We start from the raw sequence: 17,088 nt of genomic DNA, 5'->3' as shown, positions 1-17,088 counted from the left end.
TTCAGACCTCGACGAGCAGTCGCTCGAAGCCCCGGATCACGTACCCCGGCCTGCGCACCGGCTCCTCCACGAGCCGCAGGCCGGGGGCTTGGCGCAGCAGCTCCCCGAACACCGCCTCCAGTTCGAGGCGGGCGAGCGGGGCGCCGAGGCAGTAGTGGATGCCCGCGCCGAAGGTGATGTGGGGGTTGTCGGCGCGGGTGAGGTCGAGGGTGTCGGCGGTCGGGCCGAAGCGGGCGGGGTCGCGGTTGGCGGAGCCGAAGAGGAGCGCCACCTCGGAGCCGCGCGGGATCCTGACGCCGCCGACCTCGATGTCGTCGAGGACCCAGCGTTCGAACATCTGGAGCGGGGTGTCGTAGCGCAGAAGTTCTTCCACAGCTGTGGACAACTTTTCGGGACCGGCACCGACGTCCGGACGCACGGAGTGCCGGAGCAGCGTCCACATACCGTTGACCGTCGTGTTCACGGTGGCCTCGTGGCCCGCGTTGAGGAGCAGGACGCAGGTGGAGATCATCTCCTGCTCCGTGAGCTCCCCCACCCCGACGAGCGCCGAGATCAGGTCGTCCCCCGGCTCCTTCCGCCGGCGGGCGATCAGCTCCCGCAGGTAGTCGGAGAACTCGATCGAGGCCCGGACCGCGAGCCGCGCCGTCTCCTCCGAGGGGTTCAGCTCGAACATCCCGCAGATCGCCGCCGACCAGGGCCGCAGCCGGCCCCGCTCCTCGTCGTCGGCGGGGACGCCGAGCATCTCGGCGATGACGGCGACGGGCAGGGGCTCGGCGACGACCGCCTGGAGGTCGCCGCCGCCCGCCGCGACCAGCTCCCCGACGAGGCCGGCCGCCAGACTCCGTACCGTCGGCGCGAGACGCTCCACCGTCCTCGGCGTGAACGCCTTCGAGACCAGCCGCCGGATGCGGGTGTGGTCGCCCGCCTCCAGGTCGAGGAGGCCGTGGTCGTTGAGCGTGTGGAACGGCTCGTACGCGGCGGGCGGCGCCTCGCGCCCGAACTCCTCGTGCGTGAACCGGTGGGTGTACGTCCGACCGAGGCGCCGGTCCCGCAGGAGCGCGGAGACGTCCTCGTAGTGCGGGACCAGCCACTGGCGGGTGGGCCCGTGCCAGTGGGCGCGGCCGGCGGCGCGGAGGTGCGCGTAGGCGGGATAGGGGTCGGCGACGAAGGAGGGGGACCAGGGGTCGTAGACGTCGGCAGGTTCCATGACCGGACGCTACCGCCGCGCCCGCCCGTTCACCCCCCGACGCGTACCAGCCCCGTCTCGTACGCGAACACCGCCGCCTGCGTGCGGTCGCGGAGCCCCAACTTCACCAGGATGCGGCTGACATGGGTCTTGATGGTCGACTCGGCGACGACGAGGTGCTCCGCGATCTCGACGTTGGACAGGCCCTGCGCGATGAGGACGAGGACCTCCGTCTCCCGCTCCGTCAGCTCGCCCAGCTGGGTCATGGCGGGCGGCTTCAGCGAGGTGCCCGGGGCCTTCGCGAACTCGGTGATGAGCCGCTTCGTGACGGTCGGCGCGAGGAGCGCCTCCCCGGCGGCGACGACCCGCACGCCTTCGGCGAGTTGGCGCGCCGAGGCGTCCTTGAGGAGGAACCCGGAGGCTCCCGCGCGCAGCGCCTGGTAGACGTACTCGTCGAGGTCGAAGGTGGTGAGGACGAGGACCTTCGCGTCGGCGTCGGCCGCGACGATCTCGCGGGTGGCGTCGATGCCGTTCATCTCGGGCATGCGGATGTCCATGAGGACGACGTCGGGGTGGAGGGCGCCGACCTGGGCGACGGCCTCGCGGCCGTTGACGGCCTCGCCGACGACCTCGATGTCCGGCATCGCGCCGAGGAGGACGGAGAAGCCCTCGCGGACCATCATCTGGTCGTCGACGATCAGGACGCGGATCACTGCTCGGCCGCCTCACGGCTCACCGGGATGAACACCGCGACCTCGTACCCGCCGTCGGGGGTCTCCTCGGCCGTCATCTCGCCGCCGAGCATGGCGACCCGCTCGTGCATGCCGGTGATGCCGTGACCGGCGCCGGGGGACGGCTTCGCCAGGCCTCGGGCCGGGCCGTTGGCGACGCGGAGCCCGAGCCCGCCGAGGACGTAGCTGACCTCGACCTTGGCCGCCGCGCCGGGCGCGTGCCGGAGGACGTTCGACAGGGCCTCCTGGACGATCCGGTACGCGGAGAGCTCGACGCCCTGCGGCAGCTCGCGGACCGAGCCGGTGACGGTCTTCTCGACGACGAGGCCGGCCTCGGAGACGTTCCGTACGAGCGTGTCGAGGTCGCCGAGGGTCGGCTGCGGCGCGTCGGGGGCCTCGTAGTCCTCGGCGCGGACGACGCCGAGGATGCGGCGGAGCTCGGTGAGCGCGGCGACGGCGTTCTCCCGGATGGTCAGGAAGGCCTGCTCCAGCTCCGGCGGCGGGTTCTCGACGCGGTACGGGGCGGCCTCGGCCTGGATCGCGACCACCGACATGTGGTGGGCGACGACGTCGTGCAGCTCCCGCGCGATCGTCGTCCGCTCCTCCAGGACGGTCCGCTTGGAGATCTCCTGGGCCGTGACGGTCTGCTGGGCGGTGACGTCGCGGGCGGCCTGGCGGCGGGTCTGGATCAGGGTGACGGTGAGGAGGGAGAGGGCGGAGACGAAGAGGAGGGGGGCGGAGTCGGAGCCGTGCCCCACCCCGAGGAACATCTCGGCGAACAGGGCGTACCCGGCGGTGCCGATCCACATCCAGCCCGCCGTACGGGGGTTGGTGCGGGCTGCGACGACCGTGAGGACGACGAGGTGGGTGGCGAAGGAGTTCGCGGCCCAGGGCCAGCCGCCCCAGAAGTCGCCGCTGGCCGAGATGAAGGGGACCGAGACGAGCGAGGCCCAGAAGGCGAGGACCGGCCGGATCAGGGTCATGAGGACGATCGCGGGCGGCACACAGGCGGCGAAGAGCCCGGGGAGCCCGTAGTGCCGGGCCCGCTCGTATCCGATGAAGAAGACGATGAACGCCGCGCCCGCCACGATCGCGTGCGGCAGCAGCCCCGCGTACTGCCGTATCCGCTGCGGCAGGCGGGCGACGAGTCCGCTCTCCGTGTCCATCCGTGCCAGCGGGCGGTACGCGAACGCGTCGTGGAACAGCTCCTGGCGCAGACCGCCGAGTGCCACCTGCACCAGGCGGAACTCGGGGCTGCGGCTCGGATCGGGGGTGGCGGCGGCCTGTGTCTGAGTCACGCCCCCCACCGTACGGGTGGGGGGTCCGGGGGTCGTCCGGCTCCGTGCGGATCCTGCGGCGTCCTCCTTGAGGACTACGGACGGGCCCCGGGGCGGGCTACCAGGCGAGCTGGGTGAGCTCCTCCGCCGCCACCGCGCACGCGTCCGCCGACGGGTCGATCAGCGGGAAGTGGCCGACCTCCTCCAGGAGCGTCAGGCCGGCCTCCTCGCCCGCCTTCGCCGACGCCTCCGCGTACGCCTCCGCCACCGCGTGGGGGACGACGACGTCCTCGCGGCCCTGGACGATCGTCGTCGCGATGCCGGTGGGGAGGAGGAGGGCCGGGTCGGCGTGCGGGGCACGGGCCTCGTACTCCGCGCCCAGGAGCTGGGTGACCGCGCCGCCGCAGACGCCCAGTTCCACCGCCCGTTCGAAGTGGGCGATGGGGGCGAGGGCGACGACACCGCGCAGCGGGGGCGGGGAGTCCAGGCGCCAGGGGGAGCCGGCCGGGAGGACGTGCCGGGCGGCGGCCCAGAGGGCCAGGTGGCCGCCGGCCGAGTGGCCCGTCAGGACCATGCGGCCGGTGTCGGCCCGGGGCAGGTGCCGGGCCGCGAGCTCCGGTACGGCGTCGAGGGCCGCCGCCACGTCGTCGAAGGTCTCCGGCCAGCGGCCGGCCACCGGGGCCGTGCCGCCCTGATGGGGGATGTCGCCGCCGCGCCGGTACTCGACGTTGGCCACGGCGAAGCCGCGCCGGGCCAGGAAGTCCGCGAAGGGGGTGATGTGCTGCCGGTCGTACGGCGCCCGCCAGGCGCCCCCGTGCAGGACGACGACGAGCGGGACCCTGGCCGCGCCGTCGTCACGCGGCGCGTAGAAGTCGATCACCTGGTCCGGGTGGTCGCCGTACGCGGCGGTGGCGTCCGGGGCGACGGCCGGGTGCGAGAAGGCGGACGCCTCTTCGGCGGCATCGCGCGCGGCGGGGTCCGGCATGCTGTTCCAACCTCTCGGGTACGCGGCCGGATTGGTCCGACCAGACCTGACCTGCGGGGACGGACGGTACCAGGACCGCCGCCCCCGCAGGTCGGGTGATCATCAGACCTACCGGGCGGTCTCCGCCAGGACCTCCGCCAGGGTCCGGGCCGCCCGCTCCGCGTCCGCGAAGCCGACGTACAGCGGTGTGAAGCCGAACCGCAGGATGTCCGGGCGGCGGAGGTCGCCCACGACCCCGCGCCGGATCAGCTCGTCCATCACCGCCGGGGCGTTCGCGCAGGACAGGGCGACCTGGCTGCCGCGCTCCCCGTGCTCCGCCGGTGTCACCGAGGCGACCGCGCCCTCGGGGACGTACGCCGCCACGCACTCCAGGAAGAAGTCCGTGAGCGCCAGCGACTTCGCCCGGACGTCCTCGATCGCGACCCCGTCCCAGACGTCGAGCGCCGATTCGAGGGCCAGCATGGAGAGGATGTCGGGGGTGCCGACCCGGCCGCGCAGGGCGCCGTCCGCCGCCTCGTACCCGGAGGTCATGCCGAACGGGTCCGCGTGCGAGTTCCAGCCCGGCAGCGGCGAGTCGAAGGCACCCTGGTGGCGCTCGGCCACGTAGAGGTACGCGGGTGAACCCGGGCCGCCGTTCAGGTACTTGTACGTGCAGCCGACCGCGAGGTCCACGCCGTGCGCGTCCAGGCCGACCGGCAGCGCGCCCGCGCTGTGGCACAGGTCCCAGACGGCGAGCGCGCCCGCCGCGTGGAGCGCGGCGGTGATGCCGGGCAGGTCCTGGAGACGACCCGTGCGGTAGTCGACGTGGTTGACGAGCGCGAGCGCCGTGCGGTCGCTCACCGCGTCCGCCATGTCCGCCGGGTCGAGGGGCACGAGGGTGTGACCCGTCATGCGCGCGGCGGACGCCGCGATGTACCCGTCCGTGGGAAAGGTCGTCGCGTCGACGAGGATCTCGTCCCGTCCCCCGCCGGCCAGGCGGGCCGCCGCGACGACCGCCTTGAAGACGTTCACGCTCGTCGAGTCGCCGACCACGATCCGGCCGGGCGCGGCGCCGACGATCGGGGCTATGCGGTCGCCGATCCGCTCCGGCGCGGTCCACCAGCCGGACTCGCCCCAGGAGCGGATGCGCAGCTCGCCCCACTCACGGGTGATGACGTCGGCCATCCTGGCCGGGACGTGCGCGGGGAGCGCACCGAGGGAGTTGCCGTCGAGGTAGACGGCGCCGTCCTCCAGGGCGAACTTCGCGCGGTGCGCGGCGAGTCCGTCGGCGGCGTCGAGGTCACGTGCCCGCTGTTCGAGGTCAGACATGGCTGCGCGCCGTCCACAGCTCGGGGAACACGTTCTTCTGCGCCCGCTTCTCCAGCCAGGCCACGCCCGCCGAGCCGCCGGTGCCGGTCTTCGAGCCCATCGCGCGCCGGGTCGCCACGAGGTGGTCGTTGCGCCATCGCCAGACCAGTTCGGCGACGTCGCTGAGCGCCTCGCCGAGGCGGACCAGCTCGCCGTTCTGGTCGGCGTCCGCGTAGATCCCGGCCCAGACCGCCTCGACGGCCGGCGACGGCTCGTACCGCTGGGAGAGGTCGCGGGTGAGGACGGACGCCGGCACGGGCAGGCCGCGCCGGGCGAGGAGGCCGAGGACCTCGTCGTAGAGGCTCGGCTCGTGGAGCGCCTTCTCCAGCTCCGCGTGGACGCGGGGCGCGCCCCGGTGCGGGACGAGCATGGAGGCGGCCTTCTCGCCGAGGAGGAACTCCATCCGCCGGTACATGGCCGACTGGAAGCCGGAGCCCTCGCCGAGCGCGGCGCGGTAGGCGTTGAACTGGCCGGGGGTGAGCTGGGCCAGCGGACGCCAGGAGTGGTTCAGGGCCTCCAGCTCGCGGACCGAGCGCTTGAGGGCGTCCATCGCGACGGGGACGCGGTCCTCGCGCAGGGCACGGCCCGCGGTCTCCCACTCGTGGACGATCACCGTGAACCACAGCTCCATGACCTGGGTGGTGACCAGGAAGACCATCTCGCCGGGGTCGTCCGAGCGGAGGTGCTGGAGGTGGGTCAGGACGTCCGCCTGGACGTAGTCCTCGTACGGCGTGGTGCCCGCGAAGTCCAGGTTCGGCGCGTCGGCGGCCGATCCGGTTCCGGAGGCATCGGGGGAACCTTGGAAGGTCGACATTTCTGTCTCCTCGATACGGGTTACCGGGTAGCGGTCCGCTCCACCGCGCACGCGCTCTCTCGCGTCACGGGAGCTCCGGTCCCCTCGGGAGGCGTGCTCCGTCGCGCGCCGTCCCATCCGCATCATGACACGATCGGCCCCGTGATGTAGCTCCCGTCTTCGCCATACGGAAAAGCGTTCGAACGACAGCCGTTCAGGCCCTTGATCTGCTGCATCATCGCGGGGGCGAGCCTGCCCGGACCCGGGCAGCCCATGTGGGTCCTGATGCCGATCTCGTGCCCGACCTCGTGGTTGATGATCAGGTGCCGGTACTCCGCCGGCTCCCCCGCGAAGGTCGGCGAGCCCAGCATCCACCGCTTGAGGTTCACCACGACCCCCTCGGAGGTCTCGCAGTTCAGCTCGCCGTGCGTGCGGAGGCCCTGCTTGAGGCAGAGCGCGTCCGCCGTGTCCGGGGTCGCGATCCTGATCACGAAGTCGGCGTTCTCCGACACCAGCTGGAAACGGCCCCGGCCGTGCGCGGCCCAGCCGCGCGGATGGTCCAGGATCGCCTGGATCTCGGCGGCCGTCTCGCGCGCCGACAGGTCGACGCCGTCCTCGACCGCGACCCGGTAGCGGCGCAGGGTGCCGCTCTCACCGACCACGTCGCCGGCGGCCCGCGCGGTGGTGAAGGTGCCGGCGCCGGACTGCGGGACCGTCGTCTTCCTCGGCTTGGGAGCGGCCGTGGTCCTCTTCGGCGTGGGCTTCGGCTTCGGCTTGGTGGGCTTGGGCGTCGGGGTCGGCTTCGGGGCGGCCGGCGCCTCCGACTCCGTCACGTCGGGCGTCACCCGCGGGGCCGCGGGAGCCGCCCCCGCCTCCGTCGCCGCCGTCCCGTTGAAATGCGCGAGCGCCGCGCCCCCGCCGAGCGAGAGCACGGTCAGGACCAGCATGGGCAGCACGAGGCGCGCTCCCGAGCTGCGTTTCTTCCGGCTTCCCCGCCGTCCTGCGGGTGCGGCACGCCTTCCCACGGCACTCCCCCCTCGCGTCCTGCGGTCCCGGGGATCGTACCGGCGACGCCGGACGCCCCTTCCCCCCGTGCGGAGGGAAGGGGCGTCCGGAGCGCACTCCGAGGCGGGCGGGCGGTTCAGCCCAGCGTCTCGGCCGCGGTCTCCGAGGAGTCGCGCAGGAAGGTCGAGCAGCGCTCGTACTCCTCCTTCTCGCCGATCGCCTCGGCGGCCCGGGCGAGGGCGTGCAGCGCGCGCAGGAAGCCGCGGTTCGGCTCGTGCTCCCACGGCACCGGACCGTGGCCCTTCCAGCCGCTGCGGCGCAGGGCGTCGAGGCCTCGGTGGTAGCCGGTACGGGCGTACGCGTACGACTCGACGACCCGGCCGCCCTCGAAGGCGTCGTCGGCGAGACGCGCCCAGGCGAGCGAGGAGGTCGGGTACTTCGCGGCGACGTCCGCGGGGGCCGTGCCGTTCGCGAGGAGCTCGCGCGGACCCGGGTCGTCGGGCAGGTGGGTGGGGGCCGGTCCCCCCAGGAGGTTCTCGTGGATGGCCATGGGGCCAGTCTGCCTCAGGGGGCCGCCCCCGGGCCTCCCCGCTCCCCCTGGCCTCCCCCGTCACCCGGCGCCGCCCGCTCCCCCTGGCCTCCCCCGTCACCCGGCGCCGCCCGCTCCCCCGGGTCCAGCGGCGGCGACGTCACCCCGCAGTGCACCCGGCACTCCGGGTGGCAGTCCGCCGCCGCCGGGGCCCGCATCGTCGTCCAGGCCAGGGCCGCGCCCACCGCGAGAATGCCCGCGCACATCGGCATCGCCCGGTCGAAGGCCGCGTCGAACTCCGCCGCCGAGCGGTACGTCTCCGGGCCCATCCCGGCGAGCAGCGGCAGCGCCGCCACCGCGAGGAGGCCGGCCGCCCGGGCCGCCGCGTTGTTGATGCCGCTCGCCAACCCCGCCCTGGTCACGTCCACGGAGGACAGGACGGTCGCCGTCAGCGGCGCGACCAGGGCCGTCATGCCGAGCCCGAGCACCAGGAGCGCGGGCAGCACGTCCCGTGCGTACGAGGCGCCGGGACCGACCCGCATCATGAGGAGCATCCCGGCGGCGCACAGCAGCGGACCCACCGTGAGCGGGATCCGGGGGCCGATCCGCTCCCCCAGCTCGCCCGACTTCGCCGAGAGCAGCAGCATGAGCACGGTCGTCGGCAGCAGGGCCGTGCCGGCGCCGAGCGCGGAGTAGCCGGAGACCACCTGGAGCTGGAGCGCGGCCAGGAAGAAGAACCCGCCGAACGCCGCGTACACGCAGAGGGTCACCAGGTTGACGGCCGTGAACGTCCGCGAGCGGAACAGCGACGGCGGCGCCATCGCGCGCTCCCCGCGCCGCCGCTCCACCACCACGAACCCGGCCCCGAGGACCACCCCCGCGACCCCGGCCCACCAGGCCGCGCCGATCAGCGCGTACGTCACGAGGCCGAGCGCCGCCGCGCCCAGGACCGCGCCGAGGACGTCGAAGCGGCCGTGGGCGGTCTCGTCCCGCGACTCGGGCACGTGCCGCAGCGCCACCGGCACGCAGATCGCGGCGAGCGGCACGTTCAGGAAGAACACCCACCGCCAGCCGGGCCCGTCCACCAGCCAGCCGCCGACGAACGGCCCGATCGCGGCCCCCACCCCGCCGAAGCCGGACCACAGGCCGACCGCCCTGGCCCGGTCGTCGGGGTGGAAGCTCGCCTGGATCAGCGCGAGCGAGCCGGGCGTCAGCAGGGCCCCGCCGACGCCCTGGAGGGCGCGGGCCGCGATGAGGACCCCGGCGTTCGGGGCGAGCCCGCAGAGCAGCGAGGCCAGGGCGAACCAGACGACGCCGACCACGTACACCCGCCGCCGCCCGTACCGGTCGCCGAGCGCCCCGCCGAGCAGGATCAGCCCCGCGAGGGTCAGCATGTAGGCGTTGACGGTCCACTGGAGCGCGCCGAGGTCGGCGTCCAGGTCCTCGCCGATGTGCGGCAGGGCGACGTTGACGACGGTGGAGTCGAGCAGCGCCATCCCGGAGCCGAGGACGGTCGTGAACACGATCCAGCGGCCGGTCCCGGAGCTCAGCCGGATGTCCATGCCTGCCATGCTCCTCGCGACGGCGGCCGTGCGCACCCCTAGGGCGTGTCCGACCCTGATCCGCCGGACAGGCCCCGGGGCCTGTCGCGCAGCCGGTTCGCCGCCCTGATCAGCGCGTTCACACCCCGCTCGGCCTTCGCCCGCGGGCAGCCCAGGTTCAGGCGGACGCAGCCCGGCGTCCCGTACACCCCGCCCGGCATGACCGCGACCTTCTCGACCTCGACCAGCTCCTCCTGGAGCCGGTTCTCCTCCCGCTCGCCGTCGATCCCTAGCGGCCTGAGGTCGATCCAGGCCAGGTAGCCGGCCTGCGGGGGCGTCCAGCCGGCCTCCGGCAGCTCATCGGCCAGGCGCTCGCGCGCCCGCTCCATCGTGCCGGCGACGTACGCCCGCGCCGCGTCGAGCCAGGGCGCGCCCCGCCGGTACGCGGCGACGTGGGCGGTCAGGGAGAGGACGGCCGGGGAGGCGAGGCCCTCGCCGGTCTCCATCCGCCGGATGAACGCCGTCCGCTCGTCGGGGTCGCCGACGATCCCGTACGAGCCGGAGAGCGCCGGGAAATTGAACGCCTTGGTGCCGGAGGTGACCAGGGCCCAGCGGTGCCCCCGGCCGGTCGCCCCGACCTCTTCGGCGATCCGGGTCCACGGCACGTGCCGGTGGCCCTCGGTGACGAAGTCGGCGTGGATCTCGTCGCTGACGACGGCCGCGCCGTGGCGCTCGGCCAGCTCGGCGAAGGCCAGCAGCTCCTCCTCCGTCCACACCCGGCCGGTCGGGTTGTGCGGGGAGCAGAGCAGCAGCATCCGGCTGTCGGGGCGGGCGAGCTCGCGTTCCAGGGCCTCCGGGTCGCCGATCGGCACGCCCCGCAGCTCGCGGCCGAGGCCGGTGACGACCTTGCGGAAGCCGTCGTAGGTGGGGGTGTGGACGACGACGCCGTCGCCGGGTGCGGTCCACATGCGGAGGAGCTGCGAGAGCTGGGAGAGCACCGAGGGGGCGTAGACCAGGGACTCCGGGTCGATCGCGGTCGCGTGCCGCGTGGCGTACCAGTGCCGTATCGCCTCGCGGAACTCGCCGAGCCGCCAGTCCGTGTAGCCGAGGACGCCGTGGTCGACGCGGTCGCGGAGCGCGGCGAGGACCTCCGGCGGGGAGGCGAAGTCCATGTCGGAGATGGTGAAGGGGAGCAGCTCCGGGACGCCGAGGCGGTCCGCGAGTCCGTCCCACTGCACGGACGCGGTGCCGTGCCGGTCTATGGCGCGGTCGAAGTCGTACCCCACGGTCGTCCCTCCTGACGTGACGAAGGGCCCGGCACCTGAGCGGTACCGGGCCCTTCGTTTACGGCCTTACTTCAGCTTCGTGCCGGTGGAGCGCAGCGCGGCACACGCCTCGGTGACGCGGGCGGCCATGCCGGCCTCGGCCAGCTTGCCCCACGTGCGCGGGTCGTAGGTGGACTTCGTGCCGACCTCGCCGTCGACCTTCAGGACACCGTCGTAGTTGCGGAACATGTGGTCCACGACCGGGCGGGTGAAGGCGTACTGGGTGTCGGTGTCGAGGTTCATCTTCACGACGCCGTTCTCCAGCGCGGTGGCGATCTCCTCGGCCGTGGAGCCCGAGCCGCCGTGGAAGACGAAGTCGAACGGGTCGGCCTTGCCGAACTTCGCGGCGACACCGGCCTGGAGGTCCTTGAGGAGCTCCGGACGCAGGACGACGTTGCCCGGCTTGTAGACGCCGTGCACGTTGCCGAAGGAGGCGGCGAGCAGGTAGCGGCCCTTCTCGCCCAGGCCCAGGGCCTCGGCGGTGCGGATCGCGTCGTCGACGGTGGTGTACAGCTCGTCGTTGATCTCGTGGCTGACGCCGTCCTCCTCGCCACCGGTCGGGGTGATCTCGACCTCAAGGATGATCTTGGCGGCGGCGGCCTTCGCCAGCAGCTCCTGGCCGATGGCCAGGTTGTCGGAGAGGGTCTCGGCGGAGCCGTCCCACATGTGCGACTGGAACAGCGGGTTCTCGCCACGGGCGACGCGCTCGGCGGAGACCTCGAGCAGCGGACGGACGTAGCCGTCCAGCTTGTCCTTCGGGCAGTGGTCGGTGTGCAGCGCGACCGTGATGTCGTACTTCGCGGCGACGATGTGCGCGAACTCGGCCAGGGCAACGGCGCCCGTGACCATGTCCTTGTTGTACTGGCCGCCCAGGAACTCGGCTCCACCGGTCGAGATCTGGATGATGCCGTCGCTCTCGGCCTCCGCGAAGCCGCGCAGAGCGGCGTGGAGGGTCTGCGAGGAGGTCACGTTGATGGCCGGGTAGGCGAACTTGCCAGCCTTCGCCCGGTCGAGCATCTCGTTGTAGACCTCGGGGGTTGCGATGGGCATTCGTCCGCTCCTTGTGATGTGCGGGGTGTGTGCGTTGCTGTCCCTGACCTGGGGGCGACGTCATCGTCGACCCCATCCTTTCAGACTCTCGCCCGACCTCCCACGGGCCGGACAGCACGAAGGGCGGGGTGTTTCACGTGAAACACCCCGCCCTTCGGCAAATACGCAGGTCAGGACCGTGTCAACCGGGTCCCGGGACCTAAGTCACGACTTCGCGGCGGTTACGCCAGGCCGAGGTCGCCGAGCTGGTAGCCCGTGAGGTACGGGAGACCCGCCTCGGCGATGGCGCCGGCCGCGCCCCGGTCGACGATCGTGGCGACGGCGACGACCTCGCCGCCCGCCTCGCGGACGGCCTCGACGGCGGTGAGCGGCGAGCCGCCGGTCGTCGAGGTGTCCTCGACGACGAGGCAGCGACGGCCCTTCACGTCCGTGCCCTCGATGCGGCGCTGCATGCCGTGCGCCTTCTGCGCCTTGCGGACGACGAAGGCGTCGAGGCGCTGACCGCGCGCGGCCGAAGCGTGCAGCATCGAGGTCGCGACCGGGTCGGCGCCGAGCGTCAGGCCACCCACGCAGTCGAAGTCGAGCTCGGCGGTGAGGTCGAGCATGACCTGACCCACCAGCGGCGCGGCCTCGCCGTCCAGCGTGATCCGGCGCAGGTCGATGTAGTAGTCGGCTTCCAGACCCGAGGAGAGGGTCACCTTGCCGTGCACCACGGCCTTGTCCTTGATCTGCTGGAGCAGCTCAGCGCGTACGTCAGTCATGGTCAGCAGCTTAAGGGGCGCCCGGGGAACCGCCGCTCACAGCCGCCGCCAGCTCCAGACCGACTCGACCTCCAGGGGGTCGATCGGAGTCACGAGACGCGGGTGGGTGTTGAGGCCGTTCGGCGGGCCGGACTGGGGCTCGACGCAGACCGCCTCCGCCTGCTCGTCGTAGATGACGACCCACTCGGCGCGGCTCCTGACCTTCACCTCCAGCTCCTCCGGCCAGGTGAGGGTGACGTCGACGCCCTCGGGCATGCCGAAGCAGTCGTCCCACGGGCCCGGGAGCGGATCGATGCGGCGGCCGGTGGGGAGGTGGTTCGCGCCGCGCTCCTCCTGCCAGGCCGGGGTGAAGTCGACGCGGACGTCCTGGCCGCCCTGCCCGAGGTTCCGCAGGAACCAGGGGTGCCAGCCGGCCTGCGCCGGGAAGGAGTCGTCGTAGGTCTCGACGCCGAAGCGGAGGGTGAGGGAGTCCTCGGCCAGCTCCAGGACCTGCGTGACCGTGCCCGTGTACGGCCACGGATCGCCGAGCTCGCAGGTGAAGACGGCCTCGGTCGCGGTGGCGCGGACGGTCTTCCACGGGACGTCCCGCACGGTGCCGTGGATGGCGTGCGGCGGTGCGGTGAGGGGGAGCTGATGGGTGGTCGCGCCGTTGCGGAAGACGCCGTTCTCGGTCCGTCCGCACCAGGGCACCATCGGGAAACTCCCGAACCGCTCGCCCTGGCGCAGGACTTCGGTGCCGCCGACGCGCAGGCTCTCGATCCAGCAGCCGTGCTCGGGGTTGATGGTCAACTCGGCGTCGCCCGCCGTCAGTCGCGTCTTCATGCTCACCCCCCGACCCTATCCAGTCGGGATGCGGCTCAGCGCCTGCGACGCAGGGCTCGGCCGATGACGACGGCGGAGGCGAGGGCGAGTGCGGCGGCCGGGGCGACCCAGCGCAGGGTGGCGCCCGCGCCGCCGGCCTCGGGGGCGGGGACGGGGGCGTACCGGCCGCGCGGCGGGGCGTGGTCGACCTCCTCGGCGCTCCGGCCGATCATCGTCCGCCGGGCGTGGGCGGCCTCGGCGGCGGGCTGCGGGGAGGGGAACCCGACGGGGACGGGACCGAAGTCCTCGTCGATCAGCGGGTCGAGGGGTGAGGACGGGTCGGGCCCGCCGAGGCCGATGCCGGCGCCCGGGCCGGACGGCTCGTCGACGCCGTCGTCCACGCCGTCGTCGTCCACGACGTCGTCGTCCACGCCGTCGTCCACCGCGCCGGCCGGCCGGTCGTGCGACTCGCCGACCGCTCCGTCGTCCGGCCCGCCGTCCACGCTTCCGCCCGCCACGGACCCGGCCGTGCGCTCCGCCTCCTCGGCGACCGCCTCGACGAACCTGTCGATCAGCCGGACGGCGGTCGTGGCACGGGCCTCCTCGGTCGCCTCGGCGAGCCGGCCGACCGCCGTCAGGGCTCCGGTGAAGCTCAGGCTCGTCCCTTGGTCCACCGGAGTGAGGACGACGGTCAGGGACAGCTCGCCGGAGCCCTTGCCGCGCGCCTCGGTGCCCTGCCCCTCGTAGGTGATGGCACCGTCCCGCTCGACGACCTTCACGGCGCCCCGGTAGGTGATGGTGTGGGAGCCGACCCGGACCTTGAAGCGGCCCGCGAGCGGCCCCGCCTCGGCGTCGGCGTCGCGCAGGAGGCCGGGGACGCAGCGCGCCACCCGGGCGGGGTCCGTGAGCGTCGCGCGCAGGGCCTCGGCCGGTACCGGAACGAACACCTCGTGGTCCATGGAAAGCGAGCCTACTCAGGCCGGGGCGCGACGTCGCCTCTTTGCGCCGGGGCCCGCGCGCCCCGGCACGTCCGTCCCCTCAGCGCCCGTACCGCGGGTGCACCAGCGTCGAGGGCGGCAGCTCCGCGCCCCGGGTCCGTTCGGCGCGGCGCGCCGCCGCCGTCAGGCCCCCGGCGGAGAGGGACCGCAGCCGGGGCGCGTCGGCCGGGAGGGCGAGGGCGGGCGGGCGCGTGCCCGGCACGGCCAGGAGGAGGCCCCAGTCGTGGGGACCCCGCTCCGTACCGCCGGTGCGGTCGGCGCGGTCGGGGCCCGCGGCGAAGCCGGGGGTGCGGCCGCTCGCGCTGTACGGGCGGGTCGCGAAGCCGGCGGCGCGCAGGGTGGCGTCCACGGTCCAGTAGGTGTGGGGCCGGTCGGTGGCCGAGCCCGCGTGGACGGCGACCCGCCCGGAGCGGGTGAGGACCCGGGCCGCGAGCCCGTAGAACTCCTCCGCGTACAGCTTGGTGCTGGAGGTGATGCCCGGGTCCGGGAGGTCGGAGATCACCACGTCGTACCGTTCCTGCACACCGTCGGCGGCGTCCCTGAGCCAGTTGAACGCGTCGGCGTGGACCACCCGCACGCGCGGGTCGCGGAACGCCTGGCCGTTGAGCGTGGCGAGGGCCGGGTCCGTACGGGCGAGGCGGACGACCCCGGGGTCGAGCTCGACGACGGTGACGGAGCGGACGTCGGGGTAGCGCAGGGCCTCGCGGGCGGCGAGGCCGTCCCCGCCGCCGACGATCAGGACGCGGGCGTGCGGTCCGGCCATCGCCGGGTGGACGAGCGCCTCGTGGTACCGGTACTCGTCCCGGCCCGCGACCCTCAGGCGGCCGTCGAGGAACAGGTCGGGCGGCCCCTCGCGACCGCCGGTCACGACGACCTCCTGGAGCTCGGTGTGGACGGCGACCCGCACCCGGTCGCCGTACACCGCCCGGCGCGCGGCCTCCTCGAAGTCGTCGACGAGGACGGTCGCCGTGGCCAGGACGGCGAGGACCGTCAGGTTCACGGCGACGAGGAGGGCGCGGGAGCGGGCCGTCAGGTCGCGGCGGAAGACCCACAGGACGAGCCCGCCGCCCGCGACGACGTTCACCGCGCCGGTGACGAGCGCGCCGGTGAGCTGGCCGAGCCAGGGCAGCAGGAGGAACGGGAAGGCGAGACCGCCGACGAGCGCGCCGACGTAGTCGGCGGCGAAGAGGTCGGCGACGGTCCCCGCGGCGTCGTCCTGCTCGGCGCGCGGGCCGGCCCGCCGCCCGCGCTGGGCCCTCTGTATGAGGGTCATGAGGAGCGGGATCTCGGCGCCGATGAGGACGCCGATGGCGAGCGAGAACGCCACGACGACGTACCGCGACTCGCCGAGCCAGGCGAAGGCCGCGTACAGGACGAGGGCCGAGCAGCCCCCGACGAGCGCGAGCCCGCCCTCGACCAGGCCGAAGCCGACGGCTGCGCGGCAGCGCAGCCGTTTGGCGAGGAGGGAGCCCACGCCCATCGCGAAGACCATCACGGAGAGGACGACGGAGGCCTGGGTGACCGAGTCGCCGATCAAGTAGGAGGCGAGGGCCACCAGTTCGAGCTCGTAGACCAGGCCGCAGGCGGCGCAGACGAAGACCACGGCCAGGACCGGGAACCGCACCGCGTCGCCCGGCCCGGTCGACCGCTTCCGTCGCCCCGGCCGCTCGCGCCGCCACGCGGGCGGTTGGCGCACCCTGGTGGGTGGCATGGTCACGGTCGGCTCGATCATGAACGTAACGCTACGTCACGACTTACGTGCCCCCTGTCACCCACACGAGTGCACCTGGAGCACCGGAGGGGCGTATCAGAGCACCGCCGGCATACGTGCGCCGATACGGGTCCTGGTGACGACCAACTGCCCCTCCTGCGGGTAGGCGTGCCAGGTGCGCCACCGCACCTGGCCCTCGTGACGCTGCGCCAGCATCGCCGTGAAGGCGTGCGGGGAGCCGGGGAAGGTGCCCGCGAGGCCGTTCGGGTGGTCGGCGACGAGGGCGAGCAACTCCTGCGCCCGGCCAGCGAACGAGCCGTGCGAGAGCGTCTCGACGCGGGCGGCGAATTCGTACTCCCATTCGCCGACGCGCTTGGACACCCCGAGCGGGAGGGGGGTGCTGCTGCCCGGCATGCAGGCGACGGTCTCGGAGCAGCTGCCCCCGTCCTCTTCGAGGAGGACCTGATGGGAGGCGCCGAGCAGCCGCAACTGGAGCTTGGCGCCGGTGAGTTCGAGGTCGAGCACGGCGAGGGCGGGCAGCGGCTCGCGCCCGAGGGCCCAGGCCAGGTCGGCCGCGCGGGTGTCGGTGTAGGTGGTTTTCAGGGTGGTGAGCATGGATCGGCTCCGCAAACACGGTTTGACGGGTGGGCCGGGGGCGCCCCGGGAGAGGGTCCAACGGGAGGAGTGGGGGGATCGCCGGCTCGGTTCCACACACGGTCCGAGGGCTGTCTCTGTCAGGAGCGAGAGAACCACGGACCCCGGGCGACTCGCAGCGTTTTTACCCAACTTGCCGTGGTTTCCAACCCCTTCGGGGAGACCACAGTTCACTTGTTCAATCAGATTCGATCGACAAGATGCGCCGGAATGCCAACGTCACGTGCCGCTCAACTGCACGAGGACGAGGAGCAGGAGGAGCTCGAACACGAGGAGGACGAACACGAGGAGGAGGAAGAAGAGGACGAGCAGGAGAAGGACGAGGACGAGGACGAGCAGGAGGACGAGGAGCTCGACGACGAGGAGCTCGACGAGGACGGGGCCCACCAGCTGT

The 17,088-nt window shown here is 73.4% G+C and carries 17 protein-coding genes; all 17 read right to left on the bottom strand.

Going from position 1 to position 17,088, the window contains the following annotated elements; genetic code table 11:
- Window position 1 precedes the first annotated feature (1 nt).
- The 17 genes from AB0G79_RS02525 to AB0G79_RS02445 all read right to left on the bottom strand — a co-directional run bounded on the left by AB0G79_RS02525 (window position 2) and on the right by AB0G79_RS02445 (window position 17,081).
- Window positions 2-1,207: a cytochrome P450 gene (locus AB0G79_RS02525; RefSeq protein WP_360798870.1), complete on the bottom strand. Its 1,206-nt coding sequence runs from the start codon at window positions 1,205-1,207 to the stop codon at window positions 2-4.
- Between the two features lie 29 nt (window positions 1,208-1,236).
- Window positions 1,237-1,899: a response regulator transcription factor gene (locus AB0G79_RS02520; protein WP_360798867.1), complete on the bottom strand. Its 663-nt coding sequence runs from the start codon at window positions 1,897-1,899 to the stop codon at window positions 1,237-1,239.
- The gene (locus tag AB0G79_RS02515; protein ID WP_360798864.1) at window positions 1,896-3,224 is read right to left on the bottom strand and encodes a histidine kinase; all 1,329 of its coding nucleotides are present in this window, start codon (window positions 3,222-3,224) and stop codon (window positions 1,896-1,898) included. The genes AB0G79_RS02520 and AB0G79_RS02515 overlap by 4 nt, the downstream gene beginning before the upstream one ends.
- A gap of 88 nt (window positions 3,225-3,312) precedes the next feature.
- Complete coding sequence (locus AB0G79_RS02510) at window positions 3,313-4,179, bottom strand: alpha/beta hydrolase (protein WP_360798861.1); 867 nt, start codon at window positions 4,177-4,179, stop codon at window positions 3,313-3,315.
- A 108-nt stretch (window positions 4,180-4,287) separates the two neighbouring features.
- Entirely contained in the window at window positions 4,288-5,487 is a 1,200-nt protein-coding gene (kynU, locus tag AB0G79_RS02505; protein WP_360798858.1) for a kynureninase, read from the bottom strand.
- Window positions 5,480-6,340: a tryptophan 2,3-dioxygenase family protein gene (locus AB0G79_RS02500; protein ID WP_360798855.1), complete on the bottom strand. Its 861-nt coding sequence runs from the start codon at window positions 6,338-6,340 to the stop codon at window positions 5,480-5,482. The genes kynU and AB0G79_RS02500 overlap by 8 nt, the downstream gene beginning before the upstream one ends.
- 122 nt (window positions 6,341-6,462) lie before the next feature.
- Window positions 6,463-7,266: a DUF3152 domain-containing protein gene (locus tag AB0G79_RS02495; RefSeq protein ID WP_360799176.1), complete on the bottom strand. Its 804-nt coding sequence runs from the start codon at window positions 7,264-7,266 to the stop codon at window positions 6,463-6,465.
- Window positions 7,267-7,460: 194 nt separating this feature from the next.
- Window positions 7,461-7,874: a DUF3151 domain-containing protein gene (locus tag AB0G79_RS02490; RefSeq protein ID WP_360798852.1), complete on the bottom strand. Its 414-nt coding sequence runs from the start codon at window positions 7,872-7,874 to the stop codon at window positions 7,461-7,463.
- A gap of 14 nt (window positions 7,875-7,888) precedes the next feature.
- Window positions 7,889-9,415, bottom strand: coding sequence for a DHA2 family efflux MFS transporter permease subunit (locus AB0G79_RS02485; RefSeq protein WP_360798849.1), 1,527 nt, complete (start codon window positions 9,413-9,415; stop codon window positions 7,889-7,891).
- 38 nt (window positions 9,416-9,453) lie between these two features.
- Window positions 9,454-10,680 (bottom strand): MalY/PatB family protein, encoded by a 1,227-nt coding sequence (locus tag AB0G79_RS02480; RefSeq protein ID WP_360798846.1) that lies wholly within the window; start codon window positions 10,678-10,680, stop codon window positions 9,454-9,456.
- A 66-nt stretch (window positions 10,681-10,746) separates the two neighbouring features.
- Window positions 10,747-11,769, bottom strand: coding sequence for a class II fructose-bisphosphate aldolase (gene fbaA / locus AB0G79_RS02475; RefSeq protein ID WP_360798843.1), 1,023 nt, complete (start codon window positions 11,767-11,769; stop codon window positions 10,747-10,749).
- A 221-nt stretch (window positions 11,770-11,990) separates the two neighbouring features.
- Complete coding sequence (gene pyrE, locus AB0G79_RS02470) at window positions 11,991-12,530, bottom strand: orotate phosphoribosyltransferase (RefSeq protein ID WP_360798840.1); 540 nt, start codon at window positions 12,528-12,530, stop codon at window positions 11,991-11,993.
- Between the two features lie 36 nt (window positions 12,531-12,566).
- Window positions 12,567-13,352, bottom strand: coding sequence for an aldose 1-epimerase (locus tag AB0G79_RS02465; RefSeq protein WP_360799174.1), 786 nt, complete (start codon window positions 13,350-13,352; stop codon window positions 12,567-12,569).
- A gap of 35 nt (window positions 13,353-13,387) precedes the next feature.
- Window positions 13,388-14,290 carry an SRPBCC domain-containing protein gene (locus tag AB0G79_RS02460; RefSeq protein WP_360798837.1) on the bottom strand — a complete coding sequence of 301 codons (903 nt, stop codon included), beginning with the start codon at window positions 14,288-14,290 and terminating at the stop codon, window positions 13,388-13,390.
- A gap of 79 nt (window positions 14,291-14,369) precedes the next feature.
- The gene (locus tag AB0G79_RS02455) at window positions 14,370-16,061 is read right to left on the bottom strand and encodes a polyamine aminopropyltransferase (protein WP_360798834.1); all 1,692 of its coding nucleotides are present in this window, start codon (window positions 16,059-16,061) and stop codon (window positions 14,370-14,372) included.
- Between the two features lie 75 nt (window positions 16,062-16,136).
- Window positions 16,137-16,655 (bottom strand): DUF2617 family protein, encoded by a 519-nt coding sequence (locus AB0G79_RS02450; RefSeq protein WP_360798831.1) that lies wholly within the window; start codon window positions 16,653-16,655, stop codon window positions 16,137-16,139.
- A 258-nt stretch (window positions 16,656-16,913) separates the two neighbouring features.
- Entirely contained in the window at window positions 16,914-17,081 is a 168-nt protein-coding gene (locus tag AB0G79_RS02445) for a hypothetical protein (protein WP_360798828.1), read from the bottom strand.
- Window positions 17,082-17,088: the final 7 nt, after the last annotated feature.

This window comes from Streptomyces sp. NPDC020807 (assembly GCF_040641575.1).
Taxonomy (GTDB): domain Bacteria; phylum Actinomycetota; class Actinomycetes; order Streptomycetales; family Streptomycetaceae; genus Streptomyces.
This window is presented reverse-complemented; position numbering and strand designations above follow the sequence as displayed.